This window comes from Janthinobacterium sp. UMAB-56 (assembly GCF_900095265.1).
In the GTDB taxonomy this organism is placed as follows: Bacteria; Pseudomonadota; Gammaproteobacteria; order Burkholderiales; family Burkholderiaceae_D; genus Janthinobacterium.
On record NZ_LT607652.1, the window covers coordinates 59700 to 77383 of the forward strand.

Here is a 17684-nt window from a genome sequence, read left to right on the forward strand (position 1 = left end):
AAAGGAGTTCCTATGCTCGTCCGTTTACTCTATGCCAGCCGCGCTGCGGGCACTATCGATGTCGCTACCATCGGCGCCATCCTTCAGCAGTCTCGCCGCCACAATCCGCCCAGCGGCATAACCGGCGTCCTATGCCACAGCGAACGGTTTTACCTGCAGCTGATCGAAGGCGGACGCGAACAGGTCAATATCCTGTATGCCCGCATTCTCGCCGATGCACGGCACACAGGAGTAACACTGCTGCACTATGAAGAAATGAGCGAGCGTCGCTACGCTGGCTGGACGATGGGACAGACCAACCTCGACAAGCTTAACCCGGGCACGCTGCTGCGGTACTCGATGCTGCCCGAGTTCGATCCGTTCGCACTTGTCGGAGACAGTTCGCTCTCGCTGGTCGACGAGTTGATGGCTGGCGCTGCGGTCCTTGGTCGGGCATAAGGGCGACGCGCGATCACATCTGCACGGAAGCTGTCGAGGCATCGGCCGCTTGCGGCGGGTACATGTTCAATGTTGTTGCATTTAACTCGAAAAACAGTCGAGTCTGTTCCCGGCTCATGGGGAGTTGGTGTGGCGATGAACTGGATTTGTAGCGGTGTCTTCAGCGATTTTCGTCTGTTATCTGCCGATTGCACGATATAATCAGGGATTATAGGTTCATTCTCGGTTCGATTTATGGTGCAATCTTTACTTCCTGCTCAGGTCGACAATAGTCAGCCTGTTCAATATCGCAGCGGGGTCGCCGCCAGACTTGCTGGCTTGCCGGTTGAAACGTTGCGCGTGTGGGAGCGTCGTTACGGCATCTCCGACACCGGCCGTAGCGCGCATGGCCAGCGTTTGTATTCCGAGGAGCAGGTTCGTCGGCTGCGGCTGATGAAGCAACTGGTCGACCAGGGTCATCCAATTGGCGCGCTGGCGAAGCTGCAGTTGGAACAATTAGGCCAGTTTGCGTTGGTACCCGAGCCTGGTGTGCCTTTGCAGCCTTTGCAACCTATGCGCCTGGCACTGATGGGCACGGCACTGGCGCGACGCCTGGCCGTCGGCGGGCGAGAGTTACTGGCGCTCGATATCGTCGCCCACTTTCAGAATCTGGACGAGGCGGCAGCGACATGGCCCGGCACCGGCGCGCAACTGCTGTTGATGGAAATATCGGAACTCGATGAGCGCGTGGTGCCGGCGATTGGCGCGCTGCGTCAAAAACTGGGGATGGCGGTGGTGGTGTTGTACCGTTTCGGCGCCAGCGCGACCATACGCCAGTTGCGCGCTCAGGGCTGCCTGGTTGCGCGCGTACCCAATGATGTTGCAGAAATAGTGTTGCTGTGCCAGGCGGCGCTGGCGGCGTTGCCCTTGGCGCAAGCTCAGCTTGCGCGGCAGCGGCCGGCGGCGCCGGCCCCGCGCCGCTTCGACGACCGGGCGTTGGCGGAGCTGGCGGCGGCCAGCAGTACGGTCCACTGTGAATGCCCGCGCCATCTGACGGAGATACTGTTGATGATCAACAGCTTTGAGCGCTACAGCGAGCAATGCGCGTCGCGCAATGTGGCCGACGCGCTGTTGCATGAGCAGTTGGGGCACGCCGCCGCCGCTGCCCGCATGGTCCTGGAGGAAGCGCTGTTGCGGCTTGCTCGGGCGGAAGCCCTGCCTTTGCCGGCCGGCCTGTAAGCGGAAGATTATCACTTATCGGGAGCACTATGCCGTATTACACCATCACGAAAGCCCAGTGTTCCCGCACATTCCATGGCGCTCGCTTGCCTGGTGCCTGCCGATGAACGCGGGAAGGGTGCTGCGCTTGCAACCTGGCAAGTTGCTGCGAAGAGGACAGAAAATCCCATGACTAACTCTTCTCATATTGCCATCATTGGCGCCGGTATCGCCGGTTTGGCCTGTGCCACGGCCTTGACGCAGGCAGGCTTCCAGGTCAGTCTGTTCGACAAGAGTCGCGGCGCGGGAGGTCGCATGAGCACACGGCGCGGCGCCGACTGGCAATGCGACCATGGCGCACAGTATTTTACTGCGCGCAACCCTGAATTCCGCGCCGAGGTGAGCCGCTGGGAGCGGGCCGGCGTGGCTGCGCATTGGCAGCTGCGGCTGCGCGGCCTCGATGCCGACGGATGCGGCAGCGGTGCACCCGTGGAGCGCTTTGTCGGCGTTCCGAGCATGTCATCTATCGGCGCGTGGCTGGCCGCAGATCTGGCATTGCACACAGGGATGGCGATCAGTGCGTTGCAACGTGAAGACAACGTTTGGCGCTTGCATGTGCAGGATGAGGGGCCACTTGCGCATCGCTATGACATGGTAGTGCTTGCGGTGCCGGCGCCGCAGGCGGTGCCACTGCTGGGCCAGGTGGCGCCATTGCAGGCGGCGCTGGCGGCCGGGACAAATATGGCAGGCTGCTGGGCAATGATGCTGGAGTATGCGCAGCCGTTGGCATTGGACTTCAATGCGGCTTTCCTCAACGCCGGTCCGCTGCGCTGGGTGGCACGCGACAGCGCCAAGCCTGGCCGTAGCGGTCGCGAAAGCTGGCTGTTGCACGCCAGTACTGAATGGAGCGAGGCGCACATTGAGCTCGATGCCGATAGCATTGCCGCGCAGATGCTCGCAGCGTTTATCAGTTTGGGCGGGCAGGTGCCGCAACGCTGGAGCGTACACCGTTGGCGCTATGCCAGTACGCCGCAGGCGCGTAACGATGTCTGCATGTGGGAGGCAGGGCAGGGTCTGGGGATGTGCGGCGATTGGCTGAACGGTGGCACAGTGGAGGCTGCCTGGCTTAGCGGTCATGCACTGGCACAACGCATCATTGCCGGCGCCGCTTAAGCGTGGCGCGCGTGCCGGCGCGCTGCGTACTACCAGGGGAGGCGCGTGCCGTCGTATGCGATGAATGTGCCGCTGTCAGACGGCTTCAGGGTGTTTAGAGCGCTCAGCATGTCGCTGGCGGCGTCATGCGCCGGACGTCCGATAAGCTCACCGCGAAATGGCCGCGACAATCGCGAGTTGACAGTGCCCGGATGCAGCGCGACCAGCACGCTGTGCTTTTGCGTACGCGCCAGTTCAATGGCTGCCGTCTTGACCAGCATGTTGAGTGCGGCCTTCGAAGCGCGGTAACTGTACCAGCCGCCTAGCTGATTGTCGCCTATGCTGCCCACTTTCGCCGATAACATGGCCATGATGGCGCGTTCTCCATCGAGCAGCGGCAAGAAATGGCGCATGAGCAATGCCGGCCCCATGGTGTTGGTCTGGAAAATTGCCTGCATCTGCAGATAACTCAGGTCAGCCAGGCGTTTCTCCGGCATGAGATTGCCGTCGTGCAGCATGCCTGCGGCGTTGATGATCAGGTGATAGGGCGGCTTGGTGGCAAGTTCTCGTGCTGCCTCGGCAATGCTGTTTTCGTCGGCAAAGTCGAGGCGTGGTGTCGAATGGCGATGCAGGCCGCGCACAGATGCGCAGCGTGGCATGGCGCCCAACAGGTCGACGAATGCGGCGCCGATCGCGCCCGACGCGCCAAGCACTAGCGCGTGAAACTGCTCAGGAAGACTGGACATCATGGCATGCTGCTCCATTCAAGGTTGGGGGTGTACCTATCTGTTTCCTCAAGTAGCGTTGCCCGACTTTTCGATGCCGACGCCGCTGTCTGTACTCGCCCGGCGCAAACTGTGTGCCAGATGATATCGGGTTTCAGCTTATCGACCGGTGTTGTGTGTGTCCAGCGTATTTTGCTCTTCCTTGTGCATAGGTCGGTTCATTTTCGGTTCATTGTATCGAATTGTTGAACTGCAAGGATTGGCTTTTGCCGTGCTGCTGCCTGTTGCGCCAGAGTTGTGTCATGCCCGACCATGCTTGCACTACTGCCGCTTGGCAGTGCCGCATTGTCTGACTAGCCACTGGAGGCTGGGACGCAGGCGCAAGAAGCCACGATACAGCAACTCCAGCAGCGTTTGCATGCCGGGCAATGAGCCCAATTTCCCCAACCAGCGCCAGGCCGGGTATAGCAGCCATAGTGCAACGAACGCCGCTGCGCCGCTCAGCATGGTGCCGTCCTTCGTTTGCACATGAAATCTCGCCATCAACTCCTGGCAACTGCAACCCTCCATTGCGCTTGGCTTGGAATCGCTGACATCGACCCATTCGATGGGAGTCGTCGGCACAGCACCTTGATACAGGCTGATTTCCCAACGGCACAAAGGACAGGAGCCATCAAAAAAAACAGTTGTCGTAATGCCGTTTTCGGCAGGTTTGGGCATGGCTTGACCTCTTTAGGTAGTGAGTATTTGTTGTGATGAACCTACATTGAACCTATATATATTGGACTATGCGGTTCATTATAGCTACAATCTCACCGTGCTTGCGAGTGCGTCGATCAACGCCGCACAACATTGACAAACAAAGAGGGTTGCATGAACAAGCTAGCATTGAATGCGGCTGTGGCCGACGAACTGGAGTGGGCGCGTCAAATGAGCCGGGGCCGCACACCGCGCATCGTTGCCTGCCTCGCTTACGCTGGCCTGATACCGTTCCTTGCCTTATTGGCGGCGAGCTGGCTCGATACGCAGCGTAGCGGTGTCTGGCAGCAATTATCGCTGCAATACGGCGCTGTGATCCTCAGTTTTGTAGGCGCTCTGCATTGGGGTTTCGCCATGAGCGTGCAATTCGTCAGTGATCGTAAGCGCACCGTTTGCTTTGCCTGGAGTGTGATTCCCGCCTTGCTGGCCTGGTTGGCCTTGGCGCTTGACCCGCTTGCGGGCAGTGCCTTGCTAGCCACCGGCTTTGGCGTCCATTACTTCCAGGACTGGCGACTATTCAGGCACGCCGGGTTGCCCTTGTGGTATTTGCCGCTGAGGTTGCAATTGTCTGTGGTCGCTGCTGCGAGCCTGCTCGCCACCAGTTTCGCCAGCCATGTATGAGGCAAGGCGCGCTGAGCCATCAGAGCGTTGGCGGCCCATCCTTTATCCTTGAAAACAAGAAACGCTATACAGGCAGCGCTGAGCAATGAACTAAGCGCTTACCGTCCTGACTACATTTACACTTTTTAGAAAAACCCTGTCTTTCCGCGCTGCGTCTCCATTGCAAGAAATTAAATGGTGCTAATTGTTAATTCGCCCCTCTTATCTGCTCGCTATAGATGTTGCCGCAAAGAATCATCATTGATCGGACAATGGCGTCCTTATCGCTCTGTCCTGCAAACCACATAAAGACTTGAATGAACAATTCCACTCAAACCGTCGGTACCCGTCTGGCTATAGGTTTCGGCATCACTTTCGCGCTGACCATCTTACTCACCGGCCTAGCCATGAATCGAGTCGGCAGTATCGACCAGACGCTCAGCCGGGTCAACGATGTCAATAACGTTAAACAGCGCCACGCGATCAACTTTCGCGGCAGTGTCCACGACCGTGCGATTGCCGTGCGCGACGTGGTGTTGGCCACTGATGCCGCCGCCGTGCAGGCGCAGGTGAGCAAAATCAAAGCGCTTGATGAAAAATACCAGCAATCGGCTGCCCCCCTCGACGCCTTATTTACCGGTGCGGTGACTGCTGAGGAAAAAGCGGCCTTGACCAGTATCAAGGACACCGAGCGTCGCGTGCAACCGTTGATCGCCCAGGTGATTGAGTTGCGTAGTGCTGAACAATTTGCGCAGGCTTCCAGCCTGCTGGCGCAACAGGTCGGCCCGGCCTTCGTAGACTGGTTGGCGTCGGTGAATAAACTGATCGACCTGGAAGAAAAGATGAGCCAGGATGCTACCGCCGGTGCCCGCGCGCTGAGCAGCAGCTTTTTCACCTGGATGCTGGTGCTGTGTTCGGTTGCCATTGCCGCTGGCGTAAGCAGTGCCTGGTATATTGGACGCGGGCTGCTGCGGCAGCTCGGCGGACAACCGGATTACGCTGTCAGTATCGTCACCCGCATCGCTGCTGGCGACCTATCCGTCCAGATTCATACAGCGAAAGGCGACCACAGCAGCCTGCTGTTCGCCATGAAAAAAATGCGCGACAACCTGGTCGATATCGTTGCGCAGGTGCGGACCGGTACCGAAACGATTTTCAACGCTTCGACCGAGATAGCAGCCGGAAACTTTGATCTCTCATCACGCACCGAACGCCAGGCCGGAACGCTTGAAGAGACCGCGTCGTCTCTGGAGGAATTAACTAGCACCGTGCGTCAGAATGCCGACAATGCGCGGCAGGCCAATGTACTGGCCGAGTCCGCATCCGAAGTTGCGGTACGTGGGGGTGCCGTGGTGGCGCAAGTGGTCGAGACTATGGCAGCAATCAACGAATCGTCAAAGAAAATTGTCGACATCATCGGCGTGATCGACTCGATTGCATTTCAGACCAATATCCTGGCGCTCAATGCCGCCGTGGAAGCGGCTCGCGCCGGCGAGCAGGGCCGCGGCTTTGCTGTCGTGGCAACCGAGGTGCGTAACCTGGCTCAGCGTTCGGCTTCGGCCGCCAGCGAAATCAAGGCCTTGATCGGCAGTTCGGTGCAGCGGGTTGACATCGGCGCGCGCCTGGTTGACGATGCCGGCACAACGATGGAAGAGATTGTGAGTAGCGTAAAACGCGTAACCGACATCATGGCAGAGATCAGCCTGGCCAGCCAGGAACAAAGCACCGGCATCGAATCGGTCAACCAAGCCGTAGGCGAGATGGACGAAGCGACCCAGCAGAACGCCGCCATGGTCGAACAAGCCAGCAGCGCTGCCGCATCGCTGCAGAAAGAAGCGCAGATGCTAGCCGAAGTTGTCGGCGTCTTCCAGCTCACCGCCGACCCCCAAGGTGGCCGCATTAGCAGGCATGTCGCCATCCAGACGCCTCTCTCGCGGGCCGCCGTCAAGCCGGCAGCTCGCCGCTTGAGTTCGCCGACATTGATGCCTGTACGCGCCAACGCCGTGCCAGCAGAGGTTGTGCGCTCAAAGCAGCATGCGCCCGCCAGCTGTGCTGAGGACTGGGAAATTTTCTGAACTCCATCGTATGCTTACTCATCCAGCGTGAAAAGTCTGGGCTGAGGGTATCACTGCGATAACGCTCAACAAGCTGATCGCCGCTGGCCGCAAGGCCTTCGCCAGCAAGGTTCATGCTGAAACCGCCATGGAGGATATGCCAGCGGATGCATCCGCGAGGTCGTCAGTCGAACCAGATCCGCATCTGCAACCGCACTCGAATCAACCCTGTGCGGCTAACTGAAAATCTGCAACAACAGCATTCCGCAGCACACGTTAAATCATATGACAGCGTTGCACGCACTCAAGCAATGGCAGAAAAAGAAGCCTGAATTGTTCCTTGAGCGCGAGTATAAGCAAGCCGGTCTGTGCATAGCGCAGTCCACGAAAGCTTGCGCGCCGCCAGCGTGCCAGACGAAAAAAACAAGTTGCGATGGCCGCTACAGGCGCAGTTCAAAACGCAAAGCAGCTGCACCCCAGTGCGCCCCAGAAGCCGGAGTGGCTGGAAACGGGCACGGAACTCTTGCGCGCCACGTCGTGGGAGTGGGCGTGCACGCCGCAGGCGCCCTGGCACTGGTGCTGCATGACGCTGGACTTTTGCGGCGGCGCGGCGCGGTAATGGCCGGCCACGTTTTTCACGGGCGACCAGTCCGGCAGTACGGGGATAGGAGGCGGCGCCAGCGGCGTGAATTCCGCCTGGCCGTAGACGATCTTGCCGCCGACAATGGTGAGCACCGATTCGATCGACTTGATGGCCTCTTCATCGATGCTGAAAAAGTCCGCGCTCAGCACGGCCAGGTCGGCCAGCATGCCTTCCTGGATGCGCCCCTTCTTGCCTTGCTCGCTGGAGAACCAGGCGCTGCCCGCCGTCCACAGTTCCAGCGCCGTGTCGCGCGACAAACGGCTGCCCGCGTCGTACAGGCGCAAGCCGCCGACTGTGCGGCCAGATACCAGCCAGTACAGCGCCGTCCACGGGTTGTAGCTGGCGACCCTGGTGGCGTCGGTGCCGCCACCCACCGGCACGCCCGTTTGCAGCATGCGGGCGATCGGCGGCGTGGCCTTGGCCGCTTCCGCGCCGTAGCGGTCGACAAAGTACTCGCCCTGGAAGGCCATGCGGTGCTGGATGGCGATGCCGCCGCCCAGCGCCTTGACCCGGTCGATGTTTTTCGGCGTGATGGTTTCGCAGTGGTCGAACATCCAGTGCAGGCCGTCGAACGGGATATCGAGGTTGACCTTTTCAAACACCGTCAGCATGCGGTCGATGGACTCGTCATAGGTGGCGTGCAGGCGGAAGGGCCAGCGTTTTGATACCAGGTGGCGCACCACCTTTTCCAGCTCGTCGTCCATGCCGGGCGCCAGGTCCGGGCGCGGCTCGAGGAAGTCCTCGAAGTCGGCGGCGGAAAAGACCAGCATTTCGCCGGCGCCGTTGTGGCGGTAGTAATCGTCACCCTGGCCCGGTGTCACCATCTGCGTCCAGTTTTCAAAGTCCTCCAGTTCGCGGCCCTTGTTTTGCGTGAACAGGTTGTAGGCGATACGGATGGTCAACTGCTCTTTTTGCGCCAGTTCCTCGACCACCGCGTAGTCTTCCGGATAGTTCTGGAAGCCGCCGCCTGCGTCGATGGCGCTGGTCAGGCCGAGGCGATTCAGTTCGCGCATGAACTGGCGCGTGGAATTGACTTGCAATTCGCGCGGCAGGGTCGGACCCTTGGCCAGGGTCGCATATAAAATCATGGCGTTCGGACGCGCGATCAGCATGCCGGTCGGATTGCCGGAAGCGTCGCGCACGATTTCGCCACCCGGCGGGTTCGGCGTATTTTTATCGTAGCCGACCACGCGCAGGGCGGCGCGGTTGAGCAGGGCGCGGTCATACAGGTGCAGGATGAAGACCGGGGTGTCCGGCGCGGCGGCGTTGATTTCATCGAGGGTCGGCATGCGTTTTTCCGCGAACTGGAATTCGTTCCAGCCTCCGACGACACGTACCCACTGCGGATTCGGCGTGCGCAGGGCCTGTTCCTTGAGCATGCGCAGGGCGTCGGCCAGCGAAGGCACGCCTTCCCAGCGCAATTCCAGGTTGTAGTTCAAGCCGCCGCGGATCAGGTGCAGGTGCGAGTCGTTCAGGCCGGGAATCACGGTGCGGCCATTCAGGTCGATCACGCGGCTGTCGGGTGCGCGGTGGCGCATGACGTCATCGGCATCGCCGACAGCGAGAAATTTGCCGTCGGCGATGGCCACAGCGCTCGCTTGCGGGCAGCTTTTATCGACGGTGTGGAAGCGGCCATTGAGCAGGATCAAGGGGGCGGCGGTGGGGAGAGTATGTTCTGGCATGGTGCAGCTCCATGGTTGCTGTGCGGGGAGGGCCGGCAGGCGCGGCGCGAAAGTCACGTCGGCCAGTGTAGCGGAGGTTCCGCGTTTGAGCACGGGCCAAAAGATCAGGTGGAGCGGGGCGCACTGGCCGAAGGACGGGGGCGGCCACTGCCTGCATGGCTTACCATGCAGGCAGTGGCGTCGGGGCGCTTCCCCGGCGCGTTTTTGTTTGTTGTTTTAGTGCATTGCACAGTATCAGGAGTCAATCGATGGATCAGCCACCACACAGCCGCTTGTTCGGCATCAGCCTGGGATTTTTAGCGGGCTATGTCGATACCCTGGGTTTTATCGCCCTGTTTGGCCTGTTTACGGCCCATGTCACGGGCAACTTCGTGCTGATTGGCGCCGCCCTGGCGGACGCCACGCGGGCATCCATCCTGTTGAAGTTTCTCGCTTTTCCCGCCTTCATCGCCGGCGTTGCCCTTACGCGCCTGATGGTGCTGGCCGTGGAGCGCCGCGGCGGCCCCGCGCTGACACTGGCGATGCTGACGCAGTGGGCCTTGCTGGCCGGCTTCATGGTCTTTGGCTGCCTGGCCGAGCCGATAGGTAAGGATGTCAGTTCCATGGCCATGGTGGCTGGCTTGCTGGGTACGGCCGCCATGGGCGTGCACAGCGCTACCAGCCGGTTGTTGCTGTCGCACCTGGCGCCGACTTCCATGATGACGGGTAACGTGACGCAGATCGTCATCGACACCATCGATGTGCTGCGCGGCGCGGCCGATGGCGCCACCAGTGCGCGCTGCATGAAGTTCTTCTGGCCCTTGTTGGCCTTTGCCCTGGGCGCCATCGCCGCCGCCTTTGCCTATCTGATCGTGGGTTTTGTGGCACTGGCCGTGCCCTTGATGCTGCTGGGAGGATTGATCGTGGTGCAACAGCGTAGCGGGCCGCCGGCCATGCCTGTGGCCTGAGCGCGCTGGCGCCGTTCAGGCGTCGAGGATGCCGCGCCGTAGCGCGATGGTGACGGCGTGGGTGCGGTCCCTGGCGCCCAGCTTGGCCAGGACGGCGCTCATGTGCGCCTTGACGGTTTCTTCCTTGATCTGCAACAGGGCGCCCGTTTCGCGGTTGGAATTGCCTTGCGCGACCAGCTTGAGTACGTCCAGTTCGCGGTTCGACAGCATGTCGCTGCAGGCATATAGCGCCAGCTCCGCCTCGATTTCGGGCGTGATATGGCGCCGCCCCGCGTGCACGTTCTGTATCGCCGCCAGCAATTCGTGGCGCAGCGCGCTTTTCAGCACATAGCCACAGGCGCCCGCGCGTATGGCGCGCAGCACCTGCGTGTCGCCCTTGTAGGTGGTCAGCACGATGAGGCGCGCCTGCGGATGGCGCGCACGGATGGCACCGATGGCGTCAAGGCCGCTCATGAGTGGCATCTGCAAATCCATCAGCGTGACATCGGGCTGCAGTGCCTCAAATTGCTGCACCGCCTGCTGGCCATCGGTGGCCTGGCCTACCAGCACCACGTCGGGAAAGGCGCGCAGCAGGGCCGCGATGCCGTCGAGCAGCAATTGATGGTCGTCGACGATCAGGACGCGTATCGGCGCCGTATCGCTGCGCATGATGTCGCCTGGCAAAGAGGAGTTGTCGATCAAGAGTTGTCGGAACAGGGTGGCTAAAAGGTATTTTACCGCAGCGCTCGCCGGTCTGCAGGGGGATCGCCCGGGGGAGCCTATATTTAGATAGTGGTGCGGGCACGCTGGCAGGCATACGATGCACGGCAGTACCCACTCAACCCCACTCTTCATGGATGACATCATGACCAATCCGAAACTGGAAGTCCTTACCCCCGACAATTGCCAGATCATCTTCATCGACCAGCAGCCGCAGATGGCGTTCGGCGTGCAGTCGATGGACCGCCAGGCGCTGAAAAACAATACCGTGGGCCTGGCCAAGGCCGCCAAGGTATTCAACATCCCCACCATCATCACCACCGTGGAAACGGAAAGCTTCTCCGGCCACACCTACCCGGAACTGCTCGACGTCTTCCCCGGCAAGGATATCCTCGAACGCAGCTCGATGAATTCGTGGGATGACCAGAAGGTGCGCGATGCGCTGGCCGCCAACGGCAAGAAAAAAGTCGTCGTCTCCGGCCTGTGGACGGAAGTGTGCAACAACAGCTTCGCCCTGTGCGCGATGCTTGAAGGCGACTATGAGATCTACATGGTGGCCGATGCTTCCGGCGGCACCTCGAAGGAAGCGCACGACTACGCCATGCAGCGCATGATACAGGCTGGCGTGGTGCCCGTGACGTGGCAGCAGGTGCTGCTGGAATGGCAGCGCGACTGGGCGCACAAGGACACCTATGACGCCGTCATGGCCATCGTGCGCGAACACTCTGGCGCCTACGGCATGGGCGTCGATTACGCCTACACGATGGTGCATAAGGCGCCGCAACGCATCCATGGCGAACACGCCACGCTGGCACCGGTGCCGGCCAGGTAAGGGGCACTCGCACGCCGCCGCCTTGCGCGGCGGCGGTTTTCATTGAACGGAGGCTGTCATGAAGTTATACCTTGTTTCACTGGCCGTGGGCTTGCTGGTTGGCATCATCTACGCCGTCTTGCAGGTGCGCTCGCCCGCGCCGCCCGCCATTGCCCTGATCGGCCTGCTGGGCATGCTGATCGGCGAACAGATCGTCCCCGGCGTCAAGCGCCTGATGGCGGGCGAAGCGATCACGGTGTCTTGGCTGCGCAGCGAATGCGTGCCGAAGATCAGCGGCGTGGAAGCCAAGCCCACGCTGGCCAAGGCGCTGCAGAAAAAGGATGACCACGCCGCTTGATGCGCCTGCCGGAGCGGAGTCGCTAGAACGCGCCCAGCAAGCCGCGCCGGGCGGCCACCGTGGCCGCCTCGGTGCGGCTCGAGACATTGAGCTTGGACAAAATATTATTCACGTGAAATTTGACGGTGCCCACCTCGATGCCGGCGCTGCGCGCGATCATCTTGTTGCTCTTGCCTGCCGACAGGTGCCGCAGGATGTCGTACTCGCGTTTCGACAGGCTGTTCGCTGCGATGCGCCCGGCCTGCTGCGCCGCCAGCGCGGGCGGCAGATAGTGCCTGCCGGCGGCGACCTGGCGGATGCACTGCGTCAGTTGCAGGAAGCCGGAATCCTTCAGCAGGTAAGCGCGCGCGCCGGCGCGCAAGCCACGGTGCACATTGTCCTCGCCCTGGTAGGTGGTGAGGATGATGATCTTCGCTTGCGCGTCGTCCGCGCAAATGCGCTCGATCGCCTCGACGCCATGCATTTCCGGCATGTTCAAATCCATCAGCACCACGTCGGGCCGCAGTTGCCGGTACAGCTCCACGGCGGCGCGGCCCGTGCCGGCCTGGCCCAGTAGAAGTAAGCCAGGCAGTGACGCGATCAAGGAAGCCAGGCCGGCCAGGATCAGCGGGTGGTCGTCGGCGATCAGCAGCGAGATAGGGCGAGCTGCGTCGTCGTGGGACAGGGGCGTGTGCAAGCTAGTACTCATGGCGCTGGGAGGGTGAAGTGGAAGACGCTGCCGTGGGGCGTGCCGGGCGCATGCCACAGGCGGCCGCCATGCGCGTCGAGTATGCGGCGGCAGATGGCCAGGCCCATGCCCATGCCATCCGGTTTGCTGGAATACAGGGCGTGGTACAGACGCTCGGCCGCCTGCGGCGCGATGCCGGCGCCATTGTCGGCGATGCTGAAATGCTGCACGCCCCCGTCCAGGCGCGAGGACAGCAGCACCGTGCGCGGCCGGCCGGCGGTGTCGCGCAAGGCCTCGATGGCGTTCATCAGCAGGTTCAGGATGACTTGCCGGAATTGCACAGGGTCGGCGCGCAGCAGCGGTCGGCCCGGTGCCAGCTGCGTTTCCAGGTGGATGGCATGGCGTTGCAGTGGCGCGCGCAGCAGCGGCAGCAGGTCTCGCACGGCATCGTCGGCCACAAAATGATCGTGGCTGCCCGATGCCTTGCAGGCCAGGTCATGCACGCTGCGCAGCACGGCACCGGCGTGGCTGCCGGCGCTGGCGACCAGGGCCAGCGCCGCGCGCGCTTCGTCGAGGCGGGGCGGATCGTGATCGAGCCAGCGTAAGGCGGCATCGGCATTGAGCGCAATGGCCGCCAGCGGCTGGCGCACTTCGTGCGCAATCGAGGCGGCAAGCTCGCGCATGGCATCCATCCCGCCGAGGCGCTGCGCCTGCGCCAGGTCGGCGTTACGCCTCTGTGGAAAATCGTGCATGCTGGCCATCGCCGGACTCCTGTCGTTCGCTGCGGCCGATGCCGCGTTGCAGCAAGTATGCACGGCTTGGTGGGCACGGCAGTTATACGAATGGGGGAGGAGGGCCGGTTTTTTTGCGCGGCGGGCGCTGGCGGCGGCGAGAAACACCGCCGGGCGGGCCGGCGGTACGGGAAGCACGGAACGATCAGGACTTGATAAAGGCCAGCAAATCTTCGTTCAGGCGGTCCTTGTGGGTGGCCGGCAAGCCGTGCGGCGCGCCTTCATAGATGACCAGCCTGGCGTTCTTGATGAGCTTGGCCGCAGCCTTGGCGGAGGCGTCGATGGGCACGATCTGGTCGTCGCCGCCATGCACCACCAGGGTCGGCACGGAGATTTTCTTCAGGTCGGCTGTGAAGTCCGTCTCGGAAAACTGCTTGATGCAATCGTAGGCATTCTTGATGCCGCACTGCATGCCCTGCAGCCAGAAGGTGTCGCGCATGCCTTGCGAAACCTTGTTGCCAGGACGGTTGGCGCCAAAGAACGGCACCGCCAGGTCCTTGAAAAATTGCGAGCGGTCGGCCAGCACGCCGGCGCGGATGCCGTCGAAGACGGACATCGGCAAGCCGCCGGGATTGCTATCCGACTTGACCATCTGTGGCGGCACGGCGCCCACCAGCACGGCCTTGGCCACGCGTTTTTCGCCATGCCGGCCGAGATAGCGCGCCACTTCGCCACCGCCCGTCGAATGGCCGATCAGGGTCGCGCCCTTGATGTCGAGCGCGTCGAGCAGGGTGGCCAGGTCGTCGGCGTAGGTATCCATGTCATTGCCCTGCCATGGCTGGCTGGACAGGCCGTGGCCGCGACGGTCGTGCGCGATCACGCGGTAGCCGTGGCTGGCCAGGAACATCATCTGGTCTTCCCAGGCATCGCCCTGCAAAGGCCAGCCGTGGCTGAAGACGACGGGCGTGCCCGTGCCCCAGTCCTTGAAATGGATGACGGTGCCGTCCTTGACGGTGATGCTGTTGATGGTGAGCTTGCCCGGCGCCGCAGCTGCGGCAGGCTTGGCGGCGGCATTGGCACCACCGGCGGCCAGCAGGCCCGCACCGGCGGCGACACCGGCGACGCTGACGAGCAGCTTGCGGCGGGAGTTGACTTCTTCGGCTGCGATTTTCTTCGACATGATACGTTTCCTTCGGGGATGGGGGAGGGGGCAGTTATGGCCTGGACCAGTGATGCCATCGGCGAGTCTAGGCCTTCGCGCGTGCCGGCGCCTCTGCCAAAAGACCAGTCGCGCCCTGGCGCCCGCCTGCCTATGATGGCTGGTCGCGGCGCGCCTCGCCGCCTGACTTTCCCACTGGAGCGAACATGAAGAAAAACTGGATGGCGGCGCTGGCCGGCCCCTTTTTACCCGATGCCGGCTTGCTGTTTGCGCGCGTGACGGGCGCGCTGCTGGTGCTGCACGTGCATGGCTTGCCCAAGCTGCTGCATTTTTCCGAGGAACTGGCGCACATCGACGACCCGCTGCACCTGGGGCCTGGCGTCACCCTGTACTGCGCCCTGTTCGCGGAAATCCTCTGCCCGCTGCTGGTCGCCGCCGGCTTGCTGACGCGCCTGGCCTGTCTGCCCTTGCTGTTCTTGCTGGGCGTGTCGATGCTGCTCGTGCACCCGGACTGGAGCATCGCCGACGGCCAGTTCGGCTGGTTGCTGATCATCGTTTTTGGCACCATCGCCATCAGCGGCGCGGGATGCCATTCGCTCGATGCGCGCTTGCGCGGCTAACTCACGAAGTCCCGCCCACCCCACCAGGCCGGCGGGGATTGTTGTTTCCAACAGGAATTTAAGTCTGCGCTTCAAGGTGTGGCAGCGCACGGTAGCGGGGGGCAGTCGCGGTTAAGGTGGTGTCAACAGCTTGCTGCTGATCCACTGTTTGATATGGCTCAGCCTGGCAGCGTTTAGCCGCTTCTTTTTTCCCGAAGCGAGGAGAATCATGATTCGGTCACGGTATCGAGCATGGTTGAAATTATTCACTGTTAAAGGAAACCATCATGAACGCGATTGAAAAAAACAGCCCTGATATGAACGGCACCTCCCAGGATAGCCGCCAGAACTTGCACCGCAGCATAGACAAGGTGGCTAGCCAGGCCCAGCCCATGGCCGACAAAGTGGCCACGCGCGCCCATGACGGCGTGGACCAGGTGGGCGAGCGCATCGACCAGGTCAGCGACAGCGTCAGCAAGGCTTCCGAGCGCATGATGGCGCGCGGCAAGCAATTGAGCGCGGCCTGCCAGCGCGCCGGCGAGACGGGCCGCGGCTATGTGCGCGAGCGGCCGGCCGTCTCGCTGCTGATTGCGGCAGCGGCCGGTTATGGCCTGTCGAAGCTGCTCGGTTCGCGTAAATAAGTTTGACGCCTTCCTCGCAGCTACTGTCGTGGGCGCTGCTCCCATCGCCGTCATGGCGGGGCGGGCCAGCGCCCACGCGCACAAGGTAGTAGCAAGCAGTCAAGGAGTGCGGTGATGCGCTCCATTTTGTTGTGCTTGATTGGCATATTTATTCCCATCAATATTTTGATCGCCCTGTTCCTGCGCTGAATGAGGGAGTTGTCGCATTCTCCCGGGGCAAATTACTCACAGGAGATGTAATGGCTAGCAACAAGAAAACGCCGTCCACGGACGGTGCGGGTTCCGTTTTGAGCAGCATGTCCGGCCCGTCCGACAGCAATGCGCCGCACAGCCTGGGCGCGGATAATGACGTGGCCCGCGCGCTGCTGCAAAAGGCGGCCGCCAGCCAGCAGCTGTCCGCCGCGATGGCCGACAATCCCAAGGAAGCCTGCCAGTATGGCGAGACGGCGCGCACGCCGGCCGAAGGCGTGCATGTGGCGGCCGGCGAACCGCTGGCAACGGCCAGTACCACGGGTGAAACGCTATCTTCTCCGAAGACGGGCGATGGCCAGCCCGTGCTGGGTGAGAATGCGCGTAGCGCCTCGCTCGATGGCGCCCGCTGCGACGACAGCGGCTGCGTACTGACCACCAACCAGGGCGTGCCCGTGGGCGACAACCAGAACTCGCTGAAGGCGGGCTTGCGCGGTCCCACCCTGATGGAAGATTTCATTTTGCGTGAAAAGCTCACGCATTTCGACCATGAGCGTATTCCAGAGCGCGTCGTGCATGCGCGTGGCTCCGCTGCCCACGGCTACTTCGAATGCTACAAGGAACAGAGCAAGCTGACGCGCGCCGCGCCATTCGCCAAGGCGGGCAAGCGCACGCCCGTCTTCGTGCGTTTTTCCACGGTGGCCGGCGAACGCGGTTCGACCGATACGGCGCGCGATGCGCGCGGCTTTGCCGTGAAATTTTATACGGACGAAGGCAACTGGGATTTGGTCGGCAATAACATCCCCGTCTTCTTCATCCAGGATGCGATGAAATTCCCCGACCTGATCCACGCCGTGAAGCCCGAGCCGCACAATGGCATGCCGCAGGCGGCCAGCGCGCACGACACCTTCTGGGATTTCGCCTCGCTGTCGCCGGAAATCACGCACATGCTGATGTGGGTCATGTCGGACCGCGCCATCCCGCGCAGCTATCGGATGATGCAGGGCTTTGGCGTGCATACGTTCCGCCTCGTGAATGCCAGTGGCCAGTCCGTCTTTTGCAAATTCCACTGGTCGCCCATGGCCGGTACGCATTCCCTCGTATGGGATGAAGCCGTCAAGCTCAGCGGCGCCGATTCCGATTTCCACCGGCGCGACCTGTGGGAAGCCATCGAGTGCGGCGAGTATCCCGAATACGAACTGTCCTTCCAGGTTTTCACGGAAGCGCAGGCGGAAGCGTTTCCGTTCGATGTGCTCGATCCAACCAAACTGATCCCCGAAGAGCTGGTGCCCCTGGTCCCCGTCGGGAAAATGGTCTTGAACCGCAATCCCGACAATTTCTTTGCCGAGACGGAGCAAGTGGCTTTTTGCACGGCGCACATCGTGCCCGGCATCGATTTTTCCAACGACCCGCTGCTGCAGGGCCGCATCCATTCGTATATCGACACGCAGATCACGCGCCTGGGTGGCGCCAATTTCCATGAAATTCCCATCAATGCGCCGCTGGCGCCGCTGCACAATAACCAGCGCGACGGCATTCATCGCCAGTCCATCAACCGGGGCCGGGTTGCGTACGAGCCCAATTCGCTGGCGGGCGGTTGCCCTTTCCAGGCGGGCGCGAAAGGCTTCAACAG

18 protein-coding genes are annotated in these 17684 nt (G+C 61.9%); 11 read left to right on the plus strand and 7 right to left on the minus strand.

Going from position 1 to position 17684, the window contains the following annotated elements; all coding sequences use genetic code 11:
* The first annotated feature begins 12 nt into the window (after positions 1-12).
* From K0F85_RS03330 to K0F85_RS03340, 3 genes are all read left to right on the plus strand, one after another.
* On the plus strand, positions 13-438 hold the full coding sequence (locus tag K0F85_RS03330; RefSeq protein ID WP_219114555.1) for a BLUF domain-containing protein: 426 nt from the start codon (positions 13-15) through the stop codon (positions 436-438).
* 234 nt (positions 439-672) lie between these two features.
* Entirely contained in the window at positions 673-1656 is a 984-nt protein-coding gene (locus K0F85_RS03335; RefSeq protein ID WP_219114556.1) for a MerR family transcriptional regulator, read from the plus strand.
* A 75-nt stretch (positions 1657-1731) separates the two neighbouring features.
* Positions 1732-2808: an NAD(P)/FAD-dependent oxidoreductase gene (locus K0F85_RS03340; protein WP_306982696.1), complete on the plus strand. Its 1077-nt coding sequence runs from the start codon at positions 1732-1734 to the stop codon at positions 2806-2808.
* A 29-nt stretch (positions 2809-2837) separates the two neighbouring features.
* On the opposite strand, the gene K0F85_RS03345 is transcribed toward K0F85_RS03340, so the two are convergent.
* Both K0F85_RS03345 and K0F85_RS03350 read right to left on the minus strand, forming a co-directional pair.
* On the minus strand, positions 2838-3551 hold the full coding sequence (locus K0F85_RS03345; RefSeq protein WP_257572495.1) for an SDR family NAD(P)-dependent oxidoreductase: 714 nt from the start codon (positions 3549-3551) through the stop codon (positions 2838-2840).
* Between the two features lie 282 nt (positions 3552-3833).
* Positions 3834-4232 carry a thiol-disulfide oxidoreductase DCC family protein gene (locus K0F85_RS03350; RefSeq protein ID WP_219114557.1) on the minus strand — a complete coding sequence of 133 codons (399 nt, stop codon included), beginning with the start codon at positions 4230-4232 and terminating at the stop codon, positions 3834-3836.
* A 153-nt stretch (positions 4233-4385) separates the two neighbouring features.
* Here K0F85_RS03350 and K0F85_RS03355 point away from each other — a divergent pair, with 153 nt between their 5' ends.
* Together K0F85_RS03355 and K0F85_RS29100 are read left to right on the plus strand one after the other, a co-directional pair.
* Positions 4386-4892, plus strand: coding sequence for a DUF3429 domain-containing protein (locus K0F85_RS03355; protein ID WP_257572496.1), 507 nt, complete (start codon positions 4386-4388; stop codon positions 4890-4892).
* A gap of 296 nt (positions 4893-5188) precedes the next feature.
* A complete protein-coding gene (locus tag K0F85_RS29100) occupies positions 5189-6946 on the plus strand; it encodes a methyl-accepting chemotaxis protein (RefSeq protein ID WP_219114558.1) in 1758 nt (585 codons plus the stop codon).
* A gap of 432 nt (positions 6947-7378) precedes the next feature.
* Here the strand turns inward: K0F85_RS29100 and K0F85_RS03365 are convergent, their stop codons facing one another.
* A complete protein-coding gene (locus tag K0F85_RS03365) occupies positions 7379-9250 on the minus strand; it encodes an amidohydrolase (RefSeq protein WP_219114559.1) in 1872 nt (623 codons plus the stop codon).
* 248 nt (positions 9251-9498) lie between these two features.
* Here K0F85_RS03365 and K0F85_RS03370 point away from each other — a divergent pair, with 248 nt between their 5' ends.
* Positions 9499-10197, plus strand: a complete 699-nt coding sequence (locus K0F85_RS03370) for a YoaK family protein (RefSeq protein WP_219114560.1) — start codon at positions 9499-9501, stop codon at positions 10195-10197.
* 15 nt (positions 10198-10212) lie between these two features.
* Here K0F85_RS03370 and K0F85_RS03375 read toward each other — a convergent pair whose 3' ends face one another.
* Positions 10213-10845: a response regulator transcription factor gene (locus K0F85_RS03375; RefSeq protein WP_219114561.1), complete on the minus strand. Its 633-nt coding sequence runs from the start codon at positions 10843-10845 to the stop codon at positions 10213-10215.
* 196 nt (positions 10846-11041) lie between these two features.
* On the opposite strand from K0F85_RS03375, the gene K0F85_RS03380 reads away from it, so the two are divergent.
* Complete coding sequence (locus tag K0F85_RS03380) at positions 11042-11728, plus strand: hydrolase (RefSeq protein ID WP_219114562.1); 687 nt, start codon at positions 11042-11044, stop codon at positions 11726-11728.
* A gap of 58 nt (positions 11729-11786) precedes the next feature.
* A complete protein-coding gene (locus K0F85_RS03385) occupies positions 11787-12065 on the plus strand; it encodes a XapX domain-containing protein (RefSeq protein ID WP_219114563.1) in 279 nt (92 codons plus the stop codon).
* A gap of 22 nt (positions 12066-12087) precedes the next feature.
* Here K0F85_RS03385 and K0F85_RS03390 read toward each other — a convergent pair whose 3' ends face one another.
* The 3 genes from K0F85_RS03390 to K0F85_RS03400 form a co-directional block, all read right to left on the minus strand.
* On the minus strand, positions 12088-12753 hold the full coding sequence (locus K0F85_RS03390; RefSeq protein ID WP_219114564.1) for a response regulator transcription factor: 666 nt from the start codon (positions 12751-12753) through the stop codon (positions 12088-12090).
* Positions 12750-13484 (minus strand): sensor histidine kinase, encoded by a 735-nt coding sequence (locus K0F85_RS03395; protein WP_219114565.1) that lies wholly within the window; start codon positions 13482-13484, stop codon positions 12750-12752. Before K0F85_RS03395 ends, K0F85_RS03390 begins: the two co-directional genes overlap by 4 nt.
* 184 nt (positions 13485-13668) lie before the next feature.
* Positions 13669-14643 carry an alpha/beta fold hydrolase gene (locus K0F85_RS03400; protein ID WP_219114566.1) on the minus strand — a complete coding sequence of 325 codons (975 nt, stop codon included), beginning with the start codon at positions 14641-14643 and terminating at the stop codon, positions 13669-13671.
* Positions 14644-14828: 185 nt separating this feature from the next.
* On the opposite strand from K0F85_RS03400, the gene K0F85_RS03405 reads away from it, so the two are divergent.
* The 3 genes from K0F85_RS03405 to K0F85_RS03415 all read left to right on the plus strand — a co-directional run.
* Positions 14829-15242: a DoxX family protein gene (locus K0F85_RS03405; protein ID WP_219114567.1), complete on the plus strand. Its 414-nt coding sequence runs from the start codon at positions 14829-14831 to the stop codon at positions 15240-15242.
* Positions 15243-15508: 266 nt separating this feature from the next.
* Positions 15509-15862 (plus strand): YqjD family protein, encoded by a 354-nt coding sequence (locus K0F85_RS03410; protein WP_219114568.1) that lies wholly within the window; start codon positions 15509-15511, stop codon positions 15860-15862.
* A 239-nt stretch (positions 15863-16101) separates the two neighbouring features.
* The coding region (locus K0F85_RS03415) for a catalase (protein WP_257572497.1) at positions 16102-17684 on the plus strand (1583 nt) is incomplete at its 3' end.